This is a genomic window from Kribbella steppae (assembly GCF_004342025.1).
GTDB lineage: Bacteria > Actinomycetota > Actinomycetes > Propionibacteriales > Kribbellaceae > Kribbella > Kribbella steppae.
The window spans coordinates 365,190-380,039 of sequence record NZ_SLWN01000002.1 but is presented as its reverse complement, the minus strand read 5'-3'; the positions used below and the strand labels follow the sequence as shown (position 1 = coordinate 380,039).

17 protein-coding genes are annotated in these 14,850 nt (G+C 67.9%); 11 read left to right on the top strand and 6 right to left on the bottom strand.

What is annotated here, in order from left to right; genetic code table 11:
• Positions 1-59: 59 nt before the first annotated feature.
• The 8 genes from EV652_RS06640 (at position 60) to EV652_RS06605 (ending at position 7,241) form a co-directional block, all read left to right on the top strand.
• Positions 60-944, top strand: a complete 885-nt coding sequence (locus EV652_RS06640) for a PHP domain-containing protein (RefSeq protein WP_132208095.1) — start codon at positions 60-62, stop codon at positions 942-944.
• Positions 941-1,558, top strand: coding sequence for a MarC family protein (locus EV652_RS06635; protein WP_132208094.1), 618 nt, complete (start codon positions 941-943; stop codon positions 1,556-1,558). The genes EV652_RS06640 and EV652_RS06635 overlap by 4 nt, the downstream gene beginning before the upstream one ends.
• Positions 1,558-2,448, top strand: coding sequence for a RecB family exonuclease (locus EV652_RS06630; RefSeq protein WP_132208093.1), 891 nt, complete (start codon positions 1,558-1,560; stop codon positions 2,446-2,448). Before EV652_RS06635 ends, EV652_RS06630 begins: the two co-directional genes overlap by 1 nt.
• An 88-nt stretch (positions 2,449-2,536) precedes the next feature.
• On the top strand, positions 2,537-3,376 hold the full coding sequence (locus EV652_RS06625) for an alpha/beta hydrolase (protein WP_132208092.1): 840 nt from the start codon (positions 2,537-2,539) through the stop codon (positions 3,374-3,376).
• A 107-nt stretch (positions 3,377-3,483) separates the two neighbouring features.
• On the top strand, positions 3,484-4,440 hold the full coding sequence (locus EV652_RS06620; RefSeq protein WP_132208091.1) for a carbon-nitrogen hydrolase family protein: 957 nt from the start codon (positions 3,484-3,486) through the stop codon (positions 4,438-4,440).
• Between the two features lie 235 nt (positions 4,441-4,675).
• Complete coding sequence (locus EV652_RS06615) at positions 4,676-5,473, top strand: ABC transporter permease (protein ID WP_132208090.1); 798 nt, start codon at positions 4,676-4,678, stop codon at positions 5,471-5,473.
• Positions 5,466-6,281 carry an ABC transporter permease gene (locus tag EV652_RS06610; protein ID WP_242001604.1) on the top strand — a complete coding sequence of 272 codons (816 nt, stop codon included), beginning with the start codon at positions 5,466-5,468 and terminating at the stop codon, positions 6,279-6,281. The genes EV652_RS06615 and EV652_RS06610 overlap by 8 nt, the downstream gene beginning before the upstream one ends.
• A gap of 3 nt (positions 6,282-6,284) precedes the next feature.
• Positions 6,285-7,241, top strand: a complete 957-nt coding sequence (locus EV652_RS06605; protein WP_132208089.1) for an ABC transporter ATP-binding protein — start codon at positions 6,285-6,287, stop codon at positions 7,239-7,241.
• A 142-nt stretch (positions 7,242-7,383) separates the two neighbouring features.
• On the opposite strand, the gene EV652_RS06600 is transcribed toward EV652_RS06605, so the two are convergent.
• The 3 genes from EV652_RS06600 to EV652_RS06590 are packed head-to-tail and all read right to left on the bottom strand — an operon-like array spanning position 7,384 to position 8,679.
• Entirely contained in the window at positions 7,384-7,698 is a 315-nt protein-coding gene (locus tag EV652_RS06600; RefSeq protein ID WP_132208088.1) for a hypothetical protein, read from the bottom strand.
• Positions 7,699-7,705: 7 nt separating this feature from the next.
• Positions 7,706-8,017, bottom strand: coding sequence for a hypothetical protein (locus EV652_RS06595; RefSeq protein ID WP_132208087.1), 312 nt, complete (start codon positions 8,015-8,017; stop codon positions 7,706-7,708).
• Entirely contained in the window at positions 8,014-8,679 is a 666-nt protein-coding gene (locus tag EV652_RS06590) for a hypothetical protein (protein ID WP_132208086.1), read from the bottom strand. The genes EV652_RS06595 and EV652_RS06590 overlap by 4 nt, the downstream gene beginning before the upstream one ends.
• Positions 8,680-9,025: 346 nt before the next feature.
• Between EV652_RS06590 and EV652_RS06585 the strand changes: the two genes are divergently transcribed.
• Both EV652_RS06585 and EV652_RS06580 read left to right on the top strand, forming a co-directional pair.
• Entirely contained in the window at positions 9,026-9,532 is a 507-nt protein-coding gene (locus EV652_RS06585; protein WP_242001603.1) for an RNA polymerase sigma factor, read from the top strand.
• Complete coding sequence (locus EV652_RS06580) at positions 9,529-10,590, top strand: hypothetical protein (protein ID WP_132208084.1); 1,062 nt, start codon at positions 9,529-9,531, stop codon at positions 10,588-10,590. Before EV652_RS06585 ends, EV652_RS06580 begins: the two co-directional genes overlap by 4 nt.
• 9 nt (positions 10,591-10,599) lie before the next feature.
• Here the strand turns inward: EV652_RS06580 and EV652_RS06575 are convergent, their stop codons facing one another.
• Positions 10,600-11,472 (bottom strand): alpha/beta fold hydrolase, encoded by an 873-nt coding sequence (locus tag EV652_RS06575; protein WP_132208083.1) that lies wholly within the window; start codon positions 11,470-11,472, stop codon positions 10,600-10,602.
• Between the two features lie 18 nt (positions 11,473-11,490).
• Positions 11,491-13,014, bottom strand: a complete 1,524-nt coding sequence (locus tag EV652_RS06570; protein ID WP_132208082.1) for an MFS transporter — start codon at positions 13,012-13,014, stop codon at positions 11,491-11,493.
• Between the two features lie 84 nt (positions 13,015-13,098).
• Between EV652_RS06570 and EV652_RS06565 the strand changes: the two genes are divergently transcribed.
• A complete protein-coding gene (locus tag EV652_RS06565) occupies positions 13,099-13,848 on the top strand; it encodes a ParA family protein (RefSeq protein ID WP_132208081.1) in 750 nt (249 codons plus the stop codon).
• A gap of 1 nt (position 13,849) precedes the next feature.
• Here EV652_RS06565 and EV652_RS06560 read toward each other — a convergent pair whose 3' ends face one another.
• Positions 13,850-14,776, bottom strand: coding sequence for a DUF4349 domain-containing protein (locus tag EV652_RS06560; RefSeq protein ID WP_132208080.1), 927 nt, complete (start codon positions 14,774-14,776; stop codon positions 13,850-13,852).
• Between the last annotated feature and the right edge of the window lie 74 nt (positions 14,777-14,850).

The window sequence follows — 14,850 nt, the reverse complement described above, 5'->3', positions numbered from 1 at the left end:
GGTCGGGCGCAGATAGCATCAGGCCTGACAGTGTCCATGGAAGGGATCCGGCCCCGCTCGTGCGTATCGACCTGCACACCCATTCGAACCGCTCGGACGGCACCGACCCGGTGGACGTCCTGATGGCGCACGCCAAGCGGGCCGGCCTGGACGTGATCGCGCTCACGGATCACGACACGGCCGACGGGTGGGCTGACGGCCGGCGCGCCGCGGAGGACCTCGGCCTCGGATTCGTCCCCGGGATCGAGATCTCCTGCAAGCTCAACTACATCAGCGTCCACTTGCTCGGATACCTGCCCGATCCGTCGTACCCGGGGCTGGCCGAGGAGCTGCGGATCGTCCGCGACGGCCGCACCGACCGGATCCCGTCGATCGTCGCCCGGCTGAACAGCGTCGGCGTCGACCTGACCGTCGACGAAGTGCTCGCCCAAGCGACCGGTACGCCGTCCGTCGGGCGGCCGCACGTGGCCGACGCGTTGGTCGCGAAGGGCACGGTCGCCAACCGGAGCGAGGCCTTCGACCGGTTCCTCGCCGACGGCAGACCTGGGCACGTGTCGCACTACGCGATCGAGCCGGGCCGCGCGATCGACCTGGTCCGCGAGGCCGGCGGCGTACCGATCATCGCCCACCCCTGGGGCCGGTCCAGCTACAAGGTGATGACCGCGGACACCATCGCCCGGCTGGTCGAGGACCACGGGTTGGCCGGCATCGAGGTCGACCACCAAGACCACTCGGCCGAGTCCCGCACGGCGCTCCGCGGGATCGCCCAGGAGCTCGGCATCATCTACACCGGCTCGAGCGACCACCACGGCGACGGCAAGATCGATCATGACCTGGGGGTGAACTCCACCGAGCCGGAACAGTTCGAGCGGCTTCTCGAGGTCGCCAAGGTCAACGCGGCCGCCGCCTCCGAGGCCAAGGTGCCCGAGGCCTACCTGCCGTGAACAGCGTCATCAACCTGGGGCTGCTCAGTGAGGTCGTCGTCACGCTGTTCGTGATCATGGACCCGCCCGGCACGGTGCCGGTGTTCATCTCGCTGACCGCCGGCCAGTCCCGCGCGGTCCGGAAGAAGGCCGCCTGGCAGGCGGTGCTGGTCGCGTTCGGCGTGATCGTCGTGTTCGCGGCGTTCGGCCAGCAGATCCTGAACAACCTCGGCATCACGCTGCCGGCGCTCCAGGCTGCGGGCGGTCTGCTGCTCCTGCTGATCGCCTTGCAGTTGCTGACCGACACCGCCGAGGACCCGGTCCAGACCAAGAACGTGAACATCGCCTTCGTCCCACTCGGTACGCCGTTGCTCGCCGGGCCGGGTGCGATCGTCGCCACGATGGTGTTCGTGCAGCGCGCGGACGGGTCGGTGCCGGACGTGGTCGCGATCTCGGTCGGCATCATCGTGATCCACCTGGTGATGTGGCTGACGCTGCGGTTCTCCGGCGTGATCATGCGGATCCTGGGGGAGAACGGCGTACTCCTGGTCACCCGGATCGCCGGTTTGCTGCTGAGTGCCATCGCCGTCCAGCTGGTCGCGGACGCGGTGACCGACTTCATCAAGGCGGGCTGATGGACGACATGCTGCCCGGGATGCCGACGCGGCTGTTCGTCGCGACCCCGACCAAACTGCTCACCTTCGCCGACTGCAAGCGGAAGTACCGCTACACCTACCTCGAGACGCCGCGACCGCCGAAGGGTCCGCCCTGGGCGCACAACACGGTCGGGGCGATCGTCCACGAGGTGCTCGCCGACTTCTTCGGTCGCTGGCCGGCTGCCCGCCGTACGCCGGACGAGGTGGTCGCCAAGATGCGGTCGAGCTGGCGGAGTGAGGGCTTCCGGGACGAGGTGCAATCGCTGGACTGGCGGGACCGGTCGACTTCCATGGTCCTGGGGTACCTGCGGGATTCCGATCCGTACTACGAGCCTCGCGGCGTGGAACGCACCGTCGCCTTCACCACCGAACGGGCGTCCCTGCGCGGCCGGGTGGACCGGATCGACGAACGGCCGGCTCGCGACGGGAGCGGTACGACCGAGTTGGCGATCGTCGACTACAAGACCGGCCGTCGCCCGCTGACCTCGACGGATGCGCGGTCGTCGCTGGCGATGGCGCTGTACGTGCTGGGTGCCCGGCGGGTTCTGCACAAGCCGTGCACCCGGGTCGAGCTGCACCACCTTCCGACCAACACCGTCGCGGGCGCGGATCACGACGACGCCTCGCTGGCTCGGCATCAGCGTCGAGCCGAGTCGATCGCGGACGACGCGGCCGCCGCTGAAGCTCGCTGGCGCGAAGGTCTGACGCCGGCCGAAGCCGACGAGGCGTTCCCACCGGAGCCGTCGGCGCTGTGCGGCTGGTGCGATTTCGCCCGCATCTGCCCCCAAGGCCGCCGAGTCGCCCCACCTCGAGATTCCTGGGCCGGCCTCGACGACGCCGCTCCCATCCCGATCGAGGACGCCGACTGAGTTCTGTTGGCGAGGCGTGCCAGCGCTGTGTGCGTGGGATGCCAGCGGGTGGCTGGAAGCTGAAGGCAACGGAGAGAGGGGTTGCCTGATGGGCGCGAAGACTGTGAACAAGCTGACGGTGCCGGGTGCGACGCTGCACTACGAGGTGTCGGGGTCCGGGCCGGTGCTGGTGCTGATCGCGGGTGGCGGCACGGACGCGGGGATCTTCGGCGGGATCGTCGGTCAGCTCTCGGCGGACTACACGGTGGTGGCGTACGACCCGCGCGGCAACTCCAGGAGCCGGTACGACGGCGAGCCCGTGAACGAGAGTGTGGAGCAAGCGGCCGAGGACGCGCTGGCGGTGACCGACGCGGTCGCCGGTGACGAACCGGCGTACGTGCTGGGCAGCAGTTCGGGCGCGATCACCGGGCTCGAGCTGATCACCCGGCATCCTGACCGGGTGCGGATGCTGGTCGCCCACGAGCCGCCGGCCGTCGAGGTGCTGCCGGACGTGGTCGATGCGCGGGCGTTCTTCCAGGACGTGTACGACACGTATCGCCGGGACGGTCTCGAGGCCGCGGATCTGCTGTTCAGCATCGGCACCGGGATGGACCAGGACGAGCTGCCACCGCCGGAGGATCTGCTGCCCGAGTACGTGGAACTCTTCGAGCGGATGCGCGCCAACGCGGGGGACTTCTACCAGCACAAGCTGTTGCCGTTCACCCGCTATGAACCGGACCTTGACGCGCTGAAGGTCGTTGCCGACAAGATCGTCCCGGCCGCCGGACTGGACTCCGCCGAATACCTCCCCGGCCGCCCGATCCAGGTCATCGCCGAGCACCTCGGCTGGCCCGTCGTCACCTTCCCCGGCGGCCATGGAGGCTACGCAAGCCACCCGGCCCCCTTCGCCACCCTGCTGGCCCGCGTCCTGGAAGCCGAACTCCCCTGATCCACCGGCCCGGGCTCAGGTCTGAGGGGTCCTGAGCCCGGGCCGGTCGAGGTTCTCCGCCCGCTTCGTACGCGCCGTGTGGCGTATCGTCGAGCCAGGGGGGCGAGATGACGACATTGACGGTTGCAGCTGTGCAAGCGGCCTACGTGCTGATGGATCGCGAGGCGACGCTTGCCAAGGTGGAGGAGTTGCTGGCCGACCCCGCAGTACAGGCGGCCGACCTGGTCGTGTTTCCCGAGGCGTTCGTGCCTGGTACGCCGATCTGGATCGACGGACCGCCGATCTGGGACGGTGACGAGCAGTGGTTCGCGATGCTGGCCGACCAGGCCGTGGTGGTACCGAGCGAGGCCACCGACCGGCTCGGGGCAGCAGCTCGCCAAGCGGGGGTCTATCTGGTGATCGGGATCAACGAACGCGAGGCCACGGGGAGCACGATCTACAACACGTTGTTGTACTTCGATGCAGGAGGCAATCTCCTCGGCAAGCATCGCAAGCTGATGCCGACCGGCTCGGAGCGCACCGTGTGGGGAATGGGCGACGGCTCGATGCTCGAGACCTACCCGACCCCCTTCGGCCGCATCGGTGGGCTGATCTGCTGGGAGAACTACATGCCGCTGGCCCGGTTCTACCTCTACTCGCAGGGCGTCGACATCTGGGTGGCACCGACGCTGGCGAGAGGCGACGGGTGGATCGCGACCATGCGACATATCGCCCGAGAAGGCCGCTGCTACGTGATCGGTGCGAATCCGTGCCTGCATGTCGACCAGATCCCGGCGGAATTCCCCGACCGGGACCGAGTCTGGCGGACCGATCCGGACGACCCTGACTGGGTCGAGCCCGGCAATACGGTGATCGTGGGCCCGAACGGAGAGATCCTTGCCGGACCTGTCCGGCACGCCGAGACCGTCCTGGTCGCCGAACTGGATCTCGCCAAGGTGCGGTCGGCGCGGCGAATGTTCGACCCGGTCGGCCACTACCACCGCCCCGACGTCTTCCGGCTCGCCGTCGACACCGCGCCGCGGCCCGTTGTCACCACACTCCGCAACGGCCTCCCCGACGACTGACCGTCTCCTAGATCCGAAAGGTCGGGCGGCGGCCCGCGGATGGCGCGCGGGGGAAATTGCGTTGACGGTCGGCCGATCCGCGGCGTACTGTCGCGAATCTTTCCTTGACAACGGCGTGGGTCATCCATGCCTGTCACAGTGGTGTCCGAACCCCCGGGTCTTTTCCAGATCCGGGGCAGTTCTGCGTGCCGCTGGACCGATCGGACACCACCTCGAGCGATGAGAGGAGGTTTCCGTGGGCGTCTACTGGGCGATCGGCGTCCGGTCGTTCCGCCGGTTCTCGACGTACCGGATCGCCACCGCGTCCGGCGCGTTCACCAACACCGTGTTCGGGTTCATCCTGTGCGGTGTCTACCTGACCCTCTGGCACGAGCGGCCAGGTCTCGGCGGGTACGACGAAGCCGACGCGCTGACGTTCGTGTGGTTGCAGCAGGGGCTACTGATGCCGATCGGGATCTTCGGCGCCACCACCACGGTCGAGCTCGGCGAGCGGGTCCGCAGCGGCGAGATCGCGGTCGACCTGTACCGGCCGACGCACCTGCTGTTGTGGTGGCTGTCGGTCGACTTCGGGCGGGCGATGTTCCAGCTGATCGTCCGTGGTGGCGCGCCGCTGCTCGTCGGTTCGCTGGTGTTCGACCTCAAGTTCCCTTCCGGCGCGATCACCTGGCTCGCGGTCGCGGTCGGGCTGATGCTCGGCATTCTGGTGAGTTTCTGCATCCGGTATCTGATCGCGTTGTCCGGCTTCTGGATCATTGACTCGCGCGGTATGGAGGCCCTCGGGCTGATGCTGTCGCTGTTCTTCTCCGGGACGATCCTGCCGCTGGTGGTGTTCCCCGGCTGGATCGGCGAGTTCGCCCGGGCGACCCCGTGGGCTGCGACCTTGCAGGTGCCGATCGACATCTGGCTCGGCCGCAATCCCGGCGGGATCGGGTCCGCACTGGCCTTCCAGCTCGGCTGGCTCCTGGTCCTGCTGCTGATCTGTCAGCTCACCACGTCGTTCGCGACCCGGAAGGTGGTGATCCAAGGTGGTTGAGCAACTCCGCCGGGCACCGGCGCAGTACTGGATGCTGGTCGTGATGTGGATCCGGTCGGCGCTGGCCTACCCGCTGTCGTTCGTGCTGATGCTGTTCACCGGGATGATGATCACGCTGACGGACTTCGCCGCGATCGTGCTGATGTTCAGCCACATCGACGCGTTCGGCGGGTTCACGCTCGGGGAGATGGCGTTGCTTTACGCAACGGCCTCGATGACGCTGGGGCTGGCCGACCTGATCACCGGATCGATCGAGCGGGTCGGGCAGCGCATCCGCGACGGTTCGCTCGATGTCTACCTGATCAGGCCGATGCCCGCCTTCATCCAGACCGCCGCGGACGGGTTCGCCTTGCGCCGGATCGGCCGGCCACTCCAGGCCGGCCTCGTCCTGGTGTTCGCGCTCGGCAACCTCGACGTCGACTGGACCGTTGCCAAGGGCACCATGCTGGGGCTGTCGATCATCACCGGGTCGATCATCTTCGCCGCGATCTTCGTGCTCGGGGCGGCGTTCCAGTTCGTCTCGATCGACTCGGCCGAGCTGGCCAGCGCGTTCACCTACGGCGGTCAGACACTGACGCAGTACCCGCTGAACGTCTTCGGCAAGGACATCGTCCGGGCCGTCACGTTCGTCGTACCGCTTGCCTTCGTCAACTACTACCCGGTGCTGTTCGTACTGGGCAAAGCGGCCCCGTTGGGCCTGCCGTCCTGGATCGGCCTGCTGTCCCCGGTGGTCGCCGCGTTGATGGTCGCGCTGGCGTCACTGGCCTGGCGGGGCGGTCTCCGTCGTTATCGCAGTACAGGGAGCTGAGCCGTGCCAGTCATCGAATTGTCCGACGTGTCCCGCGCCTTCACCATTTCGTCGCGGACCGGGTTCCGCCGTACCCGCCGCGAGGTCCGTGCGGTGGACGGCCTGTCGTTCACCGTCGAGCCGGGGGAGGTGATGGGGTACATCGGGCCGAACGGCGCCGGCAAGTCGACCACGATCAAGATGCTGACCGGCATCCTGGTCCCGAGCGGCGGCTCGATCCGGGTCGCGGGCGTGGACCCATCGCGGCACCGGCTCAAGCTGGCCAAGCGGATCGGCGTGGTCTTCGGTCAGCGTACGACGCTGTGGTGGGACCTGCCGTTGAAGGACTCGTTCGCCGTACTGCAGAAGATGTACGACGTCCCGCGGGCCCGGCACGCGGAGAACCTGGCCACCTTCGTCGAACTGCTGGACCTCGGCGATCTGCTCGACGTACCGGTCCGCCAACTGTCCTTGGGCCAGCGGATGCGCGGCGACATCGCGGCCGCACTGCTGCACGATCCCGAGATCGTCTATCTGGACGAGCCGACGATCGGGCTGGACGTGATCAGCAAGTCCCGGCTGCGCGAGTTCCTGGCCCAGGTCAACGCGGAACGCCGTACCACCGTCATCCTCACCACGCACGACCTCGACGACATCGAAGCCCTCTGCACCCGCGTCATGGTCATCGACCACGGCCGCCAGATCTTCGACGGCACCCTCGACGGCCTCCGCGCCAGCCAATCCGCCCCCCGCACCCTGGTAGTAGACCTGGCCACCCCCCTCCCACCCATCGAGATCCCCGGCGCCAGCGTGGTGAAAGTAGACGGCCCCCGCCAACACCTGACCTTTCCCACCACCACCAAAGCCGCCCCCCTCCTGTCCCACATCGCCGCCAACTACCCCCTGGTCGACCTCACCATCGCCGAACCCACCATCGAGTCAGTCATAACCCAGCTCTACACGCCGAGACTCACGGGCTGAACCCGCCAGCACCGGCGTCAAGCGGCTTGGCACCTGCCCGCCAGAACGCCAACGCAGCAACCCACACCAACCGCTCCTCTTCCCTCATCAGATAGAGCTTCATCGCGCGATCCCGCCGTTCCGAACTCGACCACCCTCGCGATCAGGCGAGATCAGCAACCATCGACGCGAACACCACCTCGGCATCCATCGCCCGTTCGTCCTCCCGCCACCGTCGCACCGAGTCCGGGAACTCCTGCTCGTCCACCGTCCCCACCCCGGCGCGGATGAACCGCTGCGCCTCCGCGATCCCGATCTCGACGTACTCCAACTCATTCAAGAAGTAGAAGTCGTGCCGAGCCCCCTCGTTGCGGTGAAACTGCCCCGTGTTCACCACAAAAGTCCAAACATCCTCATCCACCAACGCCGCCACCCACAGCCGCCGTTCACCCTGACTGACCAGAAAGAGGCGCGTCACGACGATCTCAGCGGTTGTAGCCGGCTGCGATCGACAGGACGTCGGTTGGGTCGAGTGGTTTGGGGTCGGCTTGCCAGATGGCGAGGATCTCGGCTTCCTCGACCTCGTCGAGTCGGCCGACACCGCCGTCGATCAGCCGACGCGCCTCGGCCGGCCCGATCTCCTCGTAGGTGAAGTCCCGCTCCATGTAGTAGTCGTTGCGCAAGGCATTGTTGTCATGGAACTTGCCGGTGTTGGCGACATAGCCGTACATCCGCTCATGTGCCAGCGCAGCCACCCAGAGCGGCTCACCCTCTTCTTTCACCAGGTAGAGCTTCATCGCATCATCCCGTCGTTCCTCTTATTCACCGAAGGGTGTTCAGCCGCTGGTCGCGCGCTCGCCTGTAGTCGGTCCGCAGGCGGCAGCTGTTGCCTGGAGTCACTGTAGTTGTTGACCGCGACGGGCCGACCGCCCAGCATGGTGAGGTTCTCGATGCCTGGAGGTGGCCACAGAGTTGCCGACAAATCGGCGCAATGCTGCCGTGCGGCGGTCCGTTCTTCATCCGATGCCCGGGCGCTGCGCTCGATCTCGTACCACCGAGTGGTCAATTCTTTGACCTTTGCCGAGGCAGGCGAGTGGAACTGCAGTTCGACGCGATCGACCCCGGCAACGGCCAGATAGGCGTGGATTCCCTTGTAGCGGGAGCCATCGGTATACGACTGCATGGCGTACGCCACTCGCCAGCCCTGGTCCGTCAGCTGGTCAATCGTGTGACGTGTGGTCTTGACCAGCTCGGACGGTGATGTGGTCAGCGCCGTGTAGCGCAGCACGTCATCCAGAGGCACCCGCTTCCGCTTGACGGCCGCGTTGTGAATCTTGCGGGCGAGAGAGTCCGGGGACTTGACCCGCCGGGTGAGCTGGTACGGCGAGGCCGTAGGCGGCAGCGCAGCGAGGAACTGGGCGGTGATCCGCGGCTCGACGGCGACGGCCTCCTCCAGCATGCGCAGGCTCTTCCGCGCGGCCTGGGTGCTGTACAGCCCGGCGATGTCTGCTGTTGAGAGTGAGTTGTCGCCCCAGTCGAGGGGGCCGTTGCGTTCGAAGGCGTGGTGGAGGGTGGATGGGTCGGGCGGGTGGGCCGGGGCGGGTGGCATGTGGTCTCCCCAGGTCGGTTCGTGCTTCGACCGTAGTTACTGGGGGAGGAGCTGTGGGGTGGGTTTTGGGATCTGTGGATAACTCGGGGAGGTTACGAACGGGGGGTGGGGTGTGACTTGAGGTGGGTGGGGTCGTTGGAAATCGGGTAGGACCCAACCGGAAGTGGGATTCGGGGGTAGACAGGGTATGCCGACGATGACGGATGAGCCGGCGGTGGTTGTGGGGCCGCCTTCGGACGGGGCCGGGTTCGCGGAGTGGGTGCGGCCGCATCTGCCGGTGATGGCTCGTCTGGCGGCACGGCTTGCGGTGGGCGCGGACCGGGACGACATCGTCCAGGAGGCGCTCGCGCGGGCGTGGTCCAAGCGGAGTCAGTACGACGCCGGCCGGGGGACCGCCTCGGCCTGGCTGCTGGCGATCACCGCGGACCAGGCCCGGAAGGCAGCCCGGCGCTTGCGTCCGGTCGGGGAGCTGGACGACCACGACGCCCCGGTGTCGCGGCCTGATCTGGATGCCCGGATGGACGTGGACCACGCGCTCGCCACCTTGTCGGCACGGCAACGCCTCGCGGTGGACTGTTACTACTTCGCCGACCTGTCGGTTGCCGACACGGCTGCGGTGATGGGCTGCTCCGAAGGCACCGTCAAGTCCACCCTGTCCGATGCGCGGGCCCGCCTGCGTACCCTGCTGGAGGTCAGCGAATGAACCCGACCGACGAGGTCGACGACCTGCTGACGCGGGCCGGCGCGCGGTGGCGCGCGGACCAGCCGTCAGCCCCAGAACCCGACCTGGAACAGATGCTCGGCGGTCGCCGCCGCCCGCGAGGCTGGGTCCCGGCTCTGGCCGCCGCCAGCGTCGCCGCGATCGCCGCCGCGGCGCTCACCGTCCTGCCGGGTGGTGACAAGGAGCCGGCCGCCGGACCGTCAACGACCGGCGGCACGCCGCAATCCTTTGCTCAAGGCAATCAAGCGCCCAACGACGACCTGCTCGTCCGCGACGGTGACCGGGTCGAGGTGGGCGGTCACGTGATCGCCGCTCCGGGCAAGGAGCCGGTGTTCTGCCCGCCGCTGCCGCAACCCGCGATCGGCCGGCCGAAGGGCGCGGAGCTGGTGCCGTCCTGCCCGGCGGAGTATGCCGTGACGCTGAAGGGCTTCGACCTGAACAAGCTTGGCTACGCCAAGACGATCCAAGGGGTGCGGACCGGTTCCGCGATCGTGACCGGCATCTGGTCCGGCCGGACGATCGAGGTCCAGGAACAGACGGTGCCGAAGACGTTGTCGACCACGGCGGAGTTGCACATCCCGCCGGATCAGGTGCCGTGCCCGGAGCCCGCGGGCGGCTGGAAGGCCGGGCCGAATGACATCAACAAGCCGGGCGTCGCGGCGTTCCTCGATGCCCGCCAGGCGCAGGCCACCGACCCGCGCCTGCTGTACCCGAAGGGCCGTGTGCCGGGTGCGCCGGAGGTGTACACGATCGGGGTGGCGCACGGTGATCTGGCGGCCTTCCGGACTGCGTTCGAGAAGGTGTACGACGGCAACCTGTGTGTGCACCAGGTGAAGCTGAGCAAGGCCGACCTGGCCAAGATCGGTACGGCGGCCGACGCGCTGATGGACAAAGATCTCGGCATGTACGGCTTCGGCCCCGACGGCGTCGACAAACTGGGCATCTCGGCCCTGGTGTACGACGAGGCCCTGAAGACCGCGCTGACGCCGATCGGCCTGGAGAACATCAAGCTCGACGTCGTGGTGAAGCCACTGCGCTGAGCCGCGAAGTCAGCCCGTGAACCCGTCGCGGTCGTGGAAGAACTTGACCAGGAGGCGGGCGGTCGCAGCCGGCTGCTCGATGGCAGGGGAGTGGAAAGCCTCGGGAATCACCTGAGGCTCCACACCCAGAGCCTCGGCCATCCCTCGCTGGACCGGGATCGGCCAGCCGTCGTCGCCCTCGCCGTACAGGACCTGCGCCCGTACGCCGGACTTCGCCAGCTGATCCGTCTTGTCCTGCGTGTCGATCAGCCGCCGGGTGACCTCCGCGAGGCCGACCGGGACGTTGCCGGTGAACCGCTTCCTCAGGAAAGCAGCGATCTCCTCGGGCGGTGCGATGTACGCCGGGCCCGAGCTGTCGTGCTGCAGTTTCAGGTCGTACACCTGCTCGATCGGCAGGTTGTCCAGACCGTAAGCCAGCATCTGCAGGCCCTGCAGCGTCACCTCGTCGGTGAACGCCGCCGGACCGGAGCACATCAGACTGATCGTCGAGAACACCGACGGATCGGTGAGCACCGCCTCCCGAGCGACCAGACCGCCGAACGAGTGCCCGACCAGCTGACTGTAGCCGCCGAGTGCCTTGCTCATCGCGACCACGTCGGCGCCGAGCTCTGCCAGCGTGTACGCCGATGGGTCGGCAGGACCAGGTGTCTCGTACTGACCCCGCTGGTCCACCGCGACCGTACGCCAGCCGTAGCGGCACAGGTGGTCCACCAGCGGAGTGAAGTCCTCCTTGCTGCCGGTCCATCCCGGCACGAGCAGCACCGTGCCCAGCGGTGTACCGATGTCCGGCACGGCCATCAGGGTGGCGAAGGACCCACGGTCGGTCTCGAGGGTCGCAGGGCGCACCCCATCGGGCAAGGTCAGCGAACGTGGCGTACTCACAAGTAAAGAGGGTATCCGCTAGTCCGTCCGAACCAGTGTGGCCGTGGCCACGCCGAGCAGAACCACGATGACCGCGCCCATGACGACTGCCAGCTGCACGCCGTTGGTGTAGGCGTCGCGGGCGAGTTCCAGCAGCTCCTGTGCACCCGGTCCGGGCTGACGCTCGGCAACCGCTACCGCACCGCCCAGCGTGTCGCGAGCCGCCTCTGGCGCCCCAAGCGGGATGGCGGCGCGGTAGACCGCCGTGACGAGGCTTCCGGCGATGGCGATTCCCAGAGCTATGCCGAGCTCTGTACCGGTCTCGCCCATGCCGGACGCCACACCGGCCCGCTCCGGCGGTGCACTGCTGACCACCACGTCGTACGTGAGCGCCAGCACCACCTGGATGCCCAGGCTGACGACGGCCACCCCGATCACCACCGGCAGCCGTCCTGTCATCGCCATCAGAGTCAGTCCTGGTACGGCGACCGCGAAACCGAGCGTCATCGCCGTACCGGCCCGCAAGTGCCGGACCACCCACGGTGCACCGAGCGTGCCGATGATCCCCGCGACCATCATCGGCACCATCCACAGTCCGGCCTCGAGTGGCGACATGCCGAGAACGAGCTGGAAATACTGCACCGCCAGGAACTGCATCGCCGCGAGCACGTACAACCCGAACATCTGCGCCCCGAGCGAAGCGCTGAACGCGGCCTGCCGGAACAGCCGCAGATCGATCAACGACTCCGCGAGCCCCAGCTGCCGCCGCGCGAACACCCAGCCCAGGACCACACCGACCAGCGCGATACCCAGGCCGCTCAGGTTGAACCCGTCCTTCGCCGTCTCCTTGATGGCGTAGACGACCAGGATGATCGCCCCGGTGGAGAGCACGACGCTGACCAGGTCGATCCGGCCGGCATGCGCGCTCCGGAACTCCGGCAGCAGGATCGGAGCCGCCACCAGCAGCACGATCAGCGGCGGTACGCCGATCAGGAACACCGAACCCCACCAGAAGTGTTCGAGCAGTACGCCGCCGATGAGCGGACCGGCCATGCCGCCGATCATGAAGTTCGTCATCCAGATCGCGATCGCCAGCTGCCGCTGACCGGGATCACGGAACATGTTGCTCAGCAGCGACAGCGTCGACGGCATCAGCGTCGCGCCGGCCAGGCCGAGCAACGCGCGGGCGGCGATCAGCAGTTCGGGACTGGTGGCGAACGCGGCCAGGACGGACGCGGCCAGGAACCCGGCGGCACCGATCATCAGCAGCCGGCGGCGGCCGATCCGGTCGCCGACCGTGCCCATCGTGACGAGCAGACCGGCCACCACGAAGCCGTAGATATCGATGATCCAGAGCAGCTGGGAGGAGCTCGGCGCCAAGTCGGCGCTCAGGATGGGGGCCGCCAGGTGCAGTACGGTCCCGTCCAGGCCGATCAGGATGGTCGGCAAGGCGAGCACCGCGAGCCCGAGCCACTCCCGCCGCCCAGCCCGTGCCGGCGCAGCAACCGTGGGCTCGTCGCAGTCGGGGGTCGGGGGATCGGGGCACACTGTGGTTCCGGTCATGCGCCAATGCTGAAAGTTAAAGGGTGATTGAGGTCAACCCCCCGGGGTGAGGCCGGGCGTTCCGGGGTGCGGCACAATGGCCGGGTGCCTCGCACCATGGCGGTAGCCAACCAGAAAGGCGGCGTGGCCAAGACGACCACTGTCGCGACGCTCGGTGCTGCCCTGGCCGAGCGCGGTCAACGGGTGTTGCTGGTCGACCTGGACCCGCAGGCGTGCCTGACGTTCTCGGTCGGGATCGACCCCGAGGACCTGGCCAAGTCGATCCACCACGTCCTGCTCGGCGGTGTGAAGGCACGCGACGTCCTGGTGGAGTTCGAGGACGGGCCGGACCTGCTGCCGGCCACGATCGAGCTGGCCACTGCCGAGGTGCAACTCGCCCGCGAGAGCGGTCCGGAGCAGGTACTGCGCACCGCGTTGCGTCCACTGCGGTCGTCGTACGACTGGATCATCGTCGACTGCCCGCCGACGCTCGGACTGCTGACGGTCAGCGGATTGTCGGCGGCGTCCGACGTACTGATTCCCTTGCAGTGCGAGACGTTGGCACATCGTGGCGTAGGGCAACTACTTGACACGATCCACGACGTTCAGCGGCTGACGAACCCGAGCCTGAACGTGCTCGGCGTCCTGCCGACCTTGTACGACGGGCGTACGACGCATGCCCGGGCGGTGCTGGAGACGATCGCTGACACGTACTCGCTGGACGTGCTGGCGCCGGCGATCCCGAAGTCGATCCGGTTCGCGGAAGCGCCGGCGTTCGGCGAGACCATCCTGCGCACGTCGCCGGCCTCGCCCGGTGCGAAGGCATACCGGGCGCTGGCCGACGCGTTGCTCTGACCTACTGCCCGCTGTCCGGGGCCTGACTTGGCGCGAGCGCCGGCTGCCGACGCAGCCGGTTCCGGAACCTCCACAGCGGTACGCCGATCAGCGCCAGCAGCACCAGGAACGGCAGGACCGCCCCGAACGCAGTCGCCAGCGCGCTGAACGTCGTGGTGAACGCGTCCCAGCCGCCCTTCAGCCCGGCCAGGAACCCACGGTCCGGGTCCTCCTCGACCACCGGCTCCTCGCCCTTCGCGGTCAACGTGAGCGCGAGCGTGGCGAGTTCGGTCTGCAGAGCGAGGTTCTTCTGCTTGGCCAGCAGGGATTCCAGGTCGGCCTCACGCCGGGTCAGCTCGGTCTCCACCGAGACGATCTCGCCAATCGTGTTCGCCTTGGCCAGCAGGGTGCGCATCCGCTCCAGGCTGGCGCGCTGGGAGGAGATCCGGCTCTCCACGTCGACCACCTGCTCGGTGACGTCGCTGGACTCCTGGTGGATCTGCATCCGCTTGCCGAGCTCGGACAGCCGCTGGATCGCGGTCTCGTACGACGAGGTCGGCACCTTCAGGACCAGGTTCGCCCGGGTGATCTTGCCGTCGTCGTCGCTACCGGTGTCCTCGGAGGACACCTGTCCCTTGAGACCGGTGATGACCGTGATCGCCTTCTGTCGTTGGGCGTCCACGTCGTCGGCCTCGATCGTCAGCGATCCGGTCTTGATGATCGCGCGTGTGATCGTCGGCTGTTCTGCCTGCTTGTCCTGCCCCTGCGGTGCACTCCCGCTGGACTTGCCATCGGCCGCCTCACCGGAGCCCGTGGCCTGCCGGTCGGCCGGTGCGGCCGCTCCGCTGGTGGATTCGCCGGCGTTGTCGCCGCTCTCACCGGAGCACCCTGCCAGCAGCACCATCCCCAGCAACGCCACCCCGGCCGCGGCAGTCTTGATCCGCCTCATCACCCATGCCCCTCTCTCGTGGTTACCGCTTGGACGGCAACCGAGGGGCAGGGTGTTGCAGGTTCAGATCACCT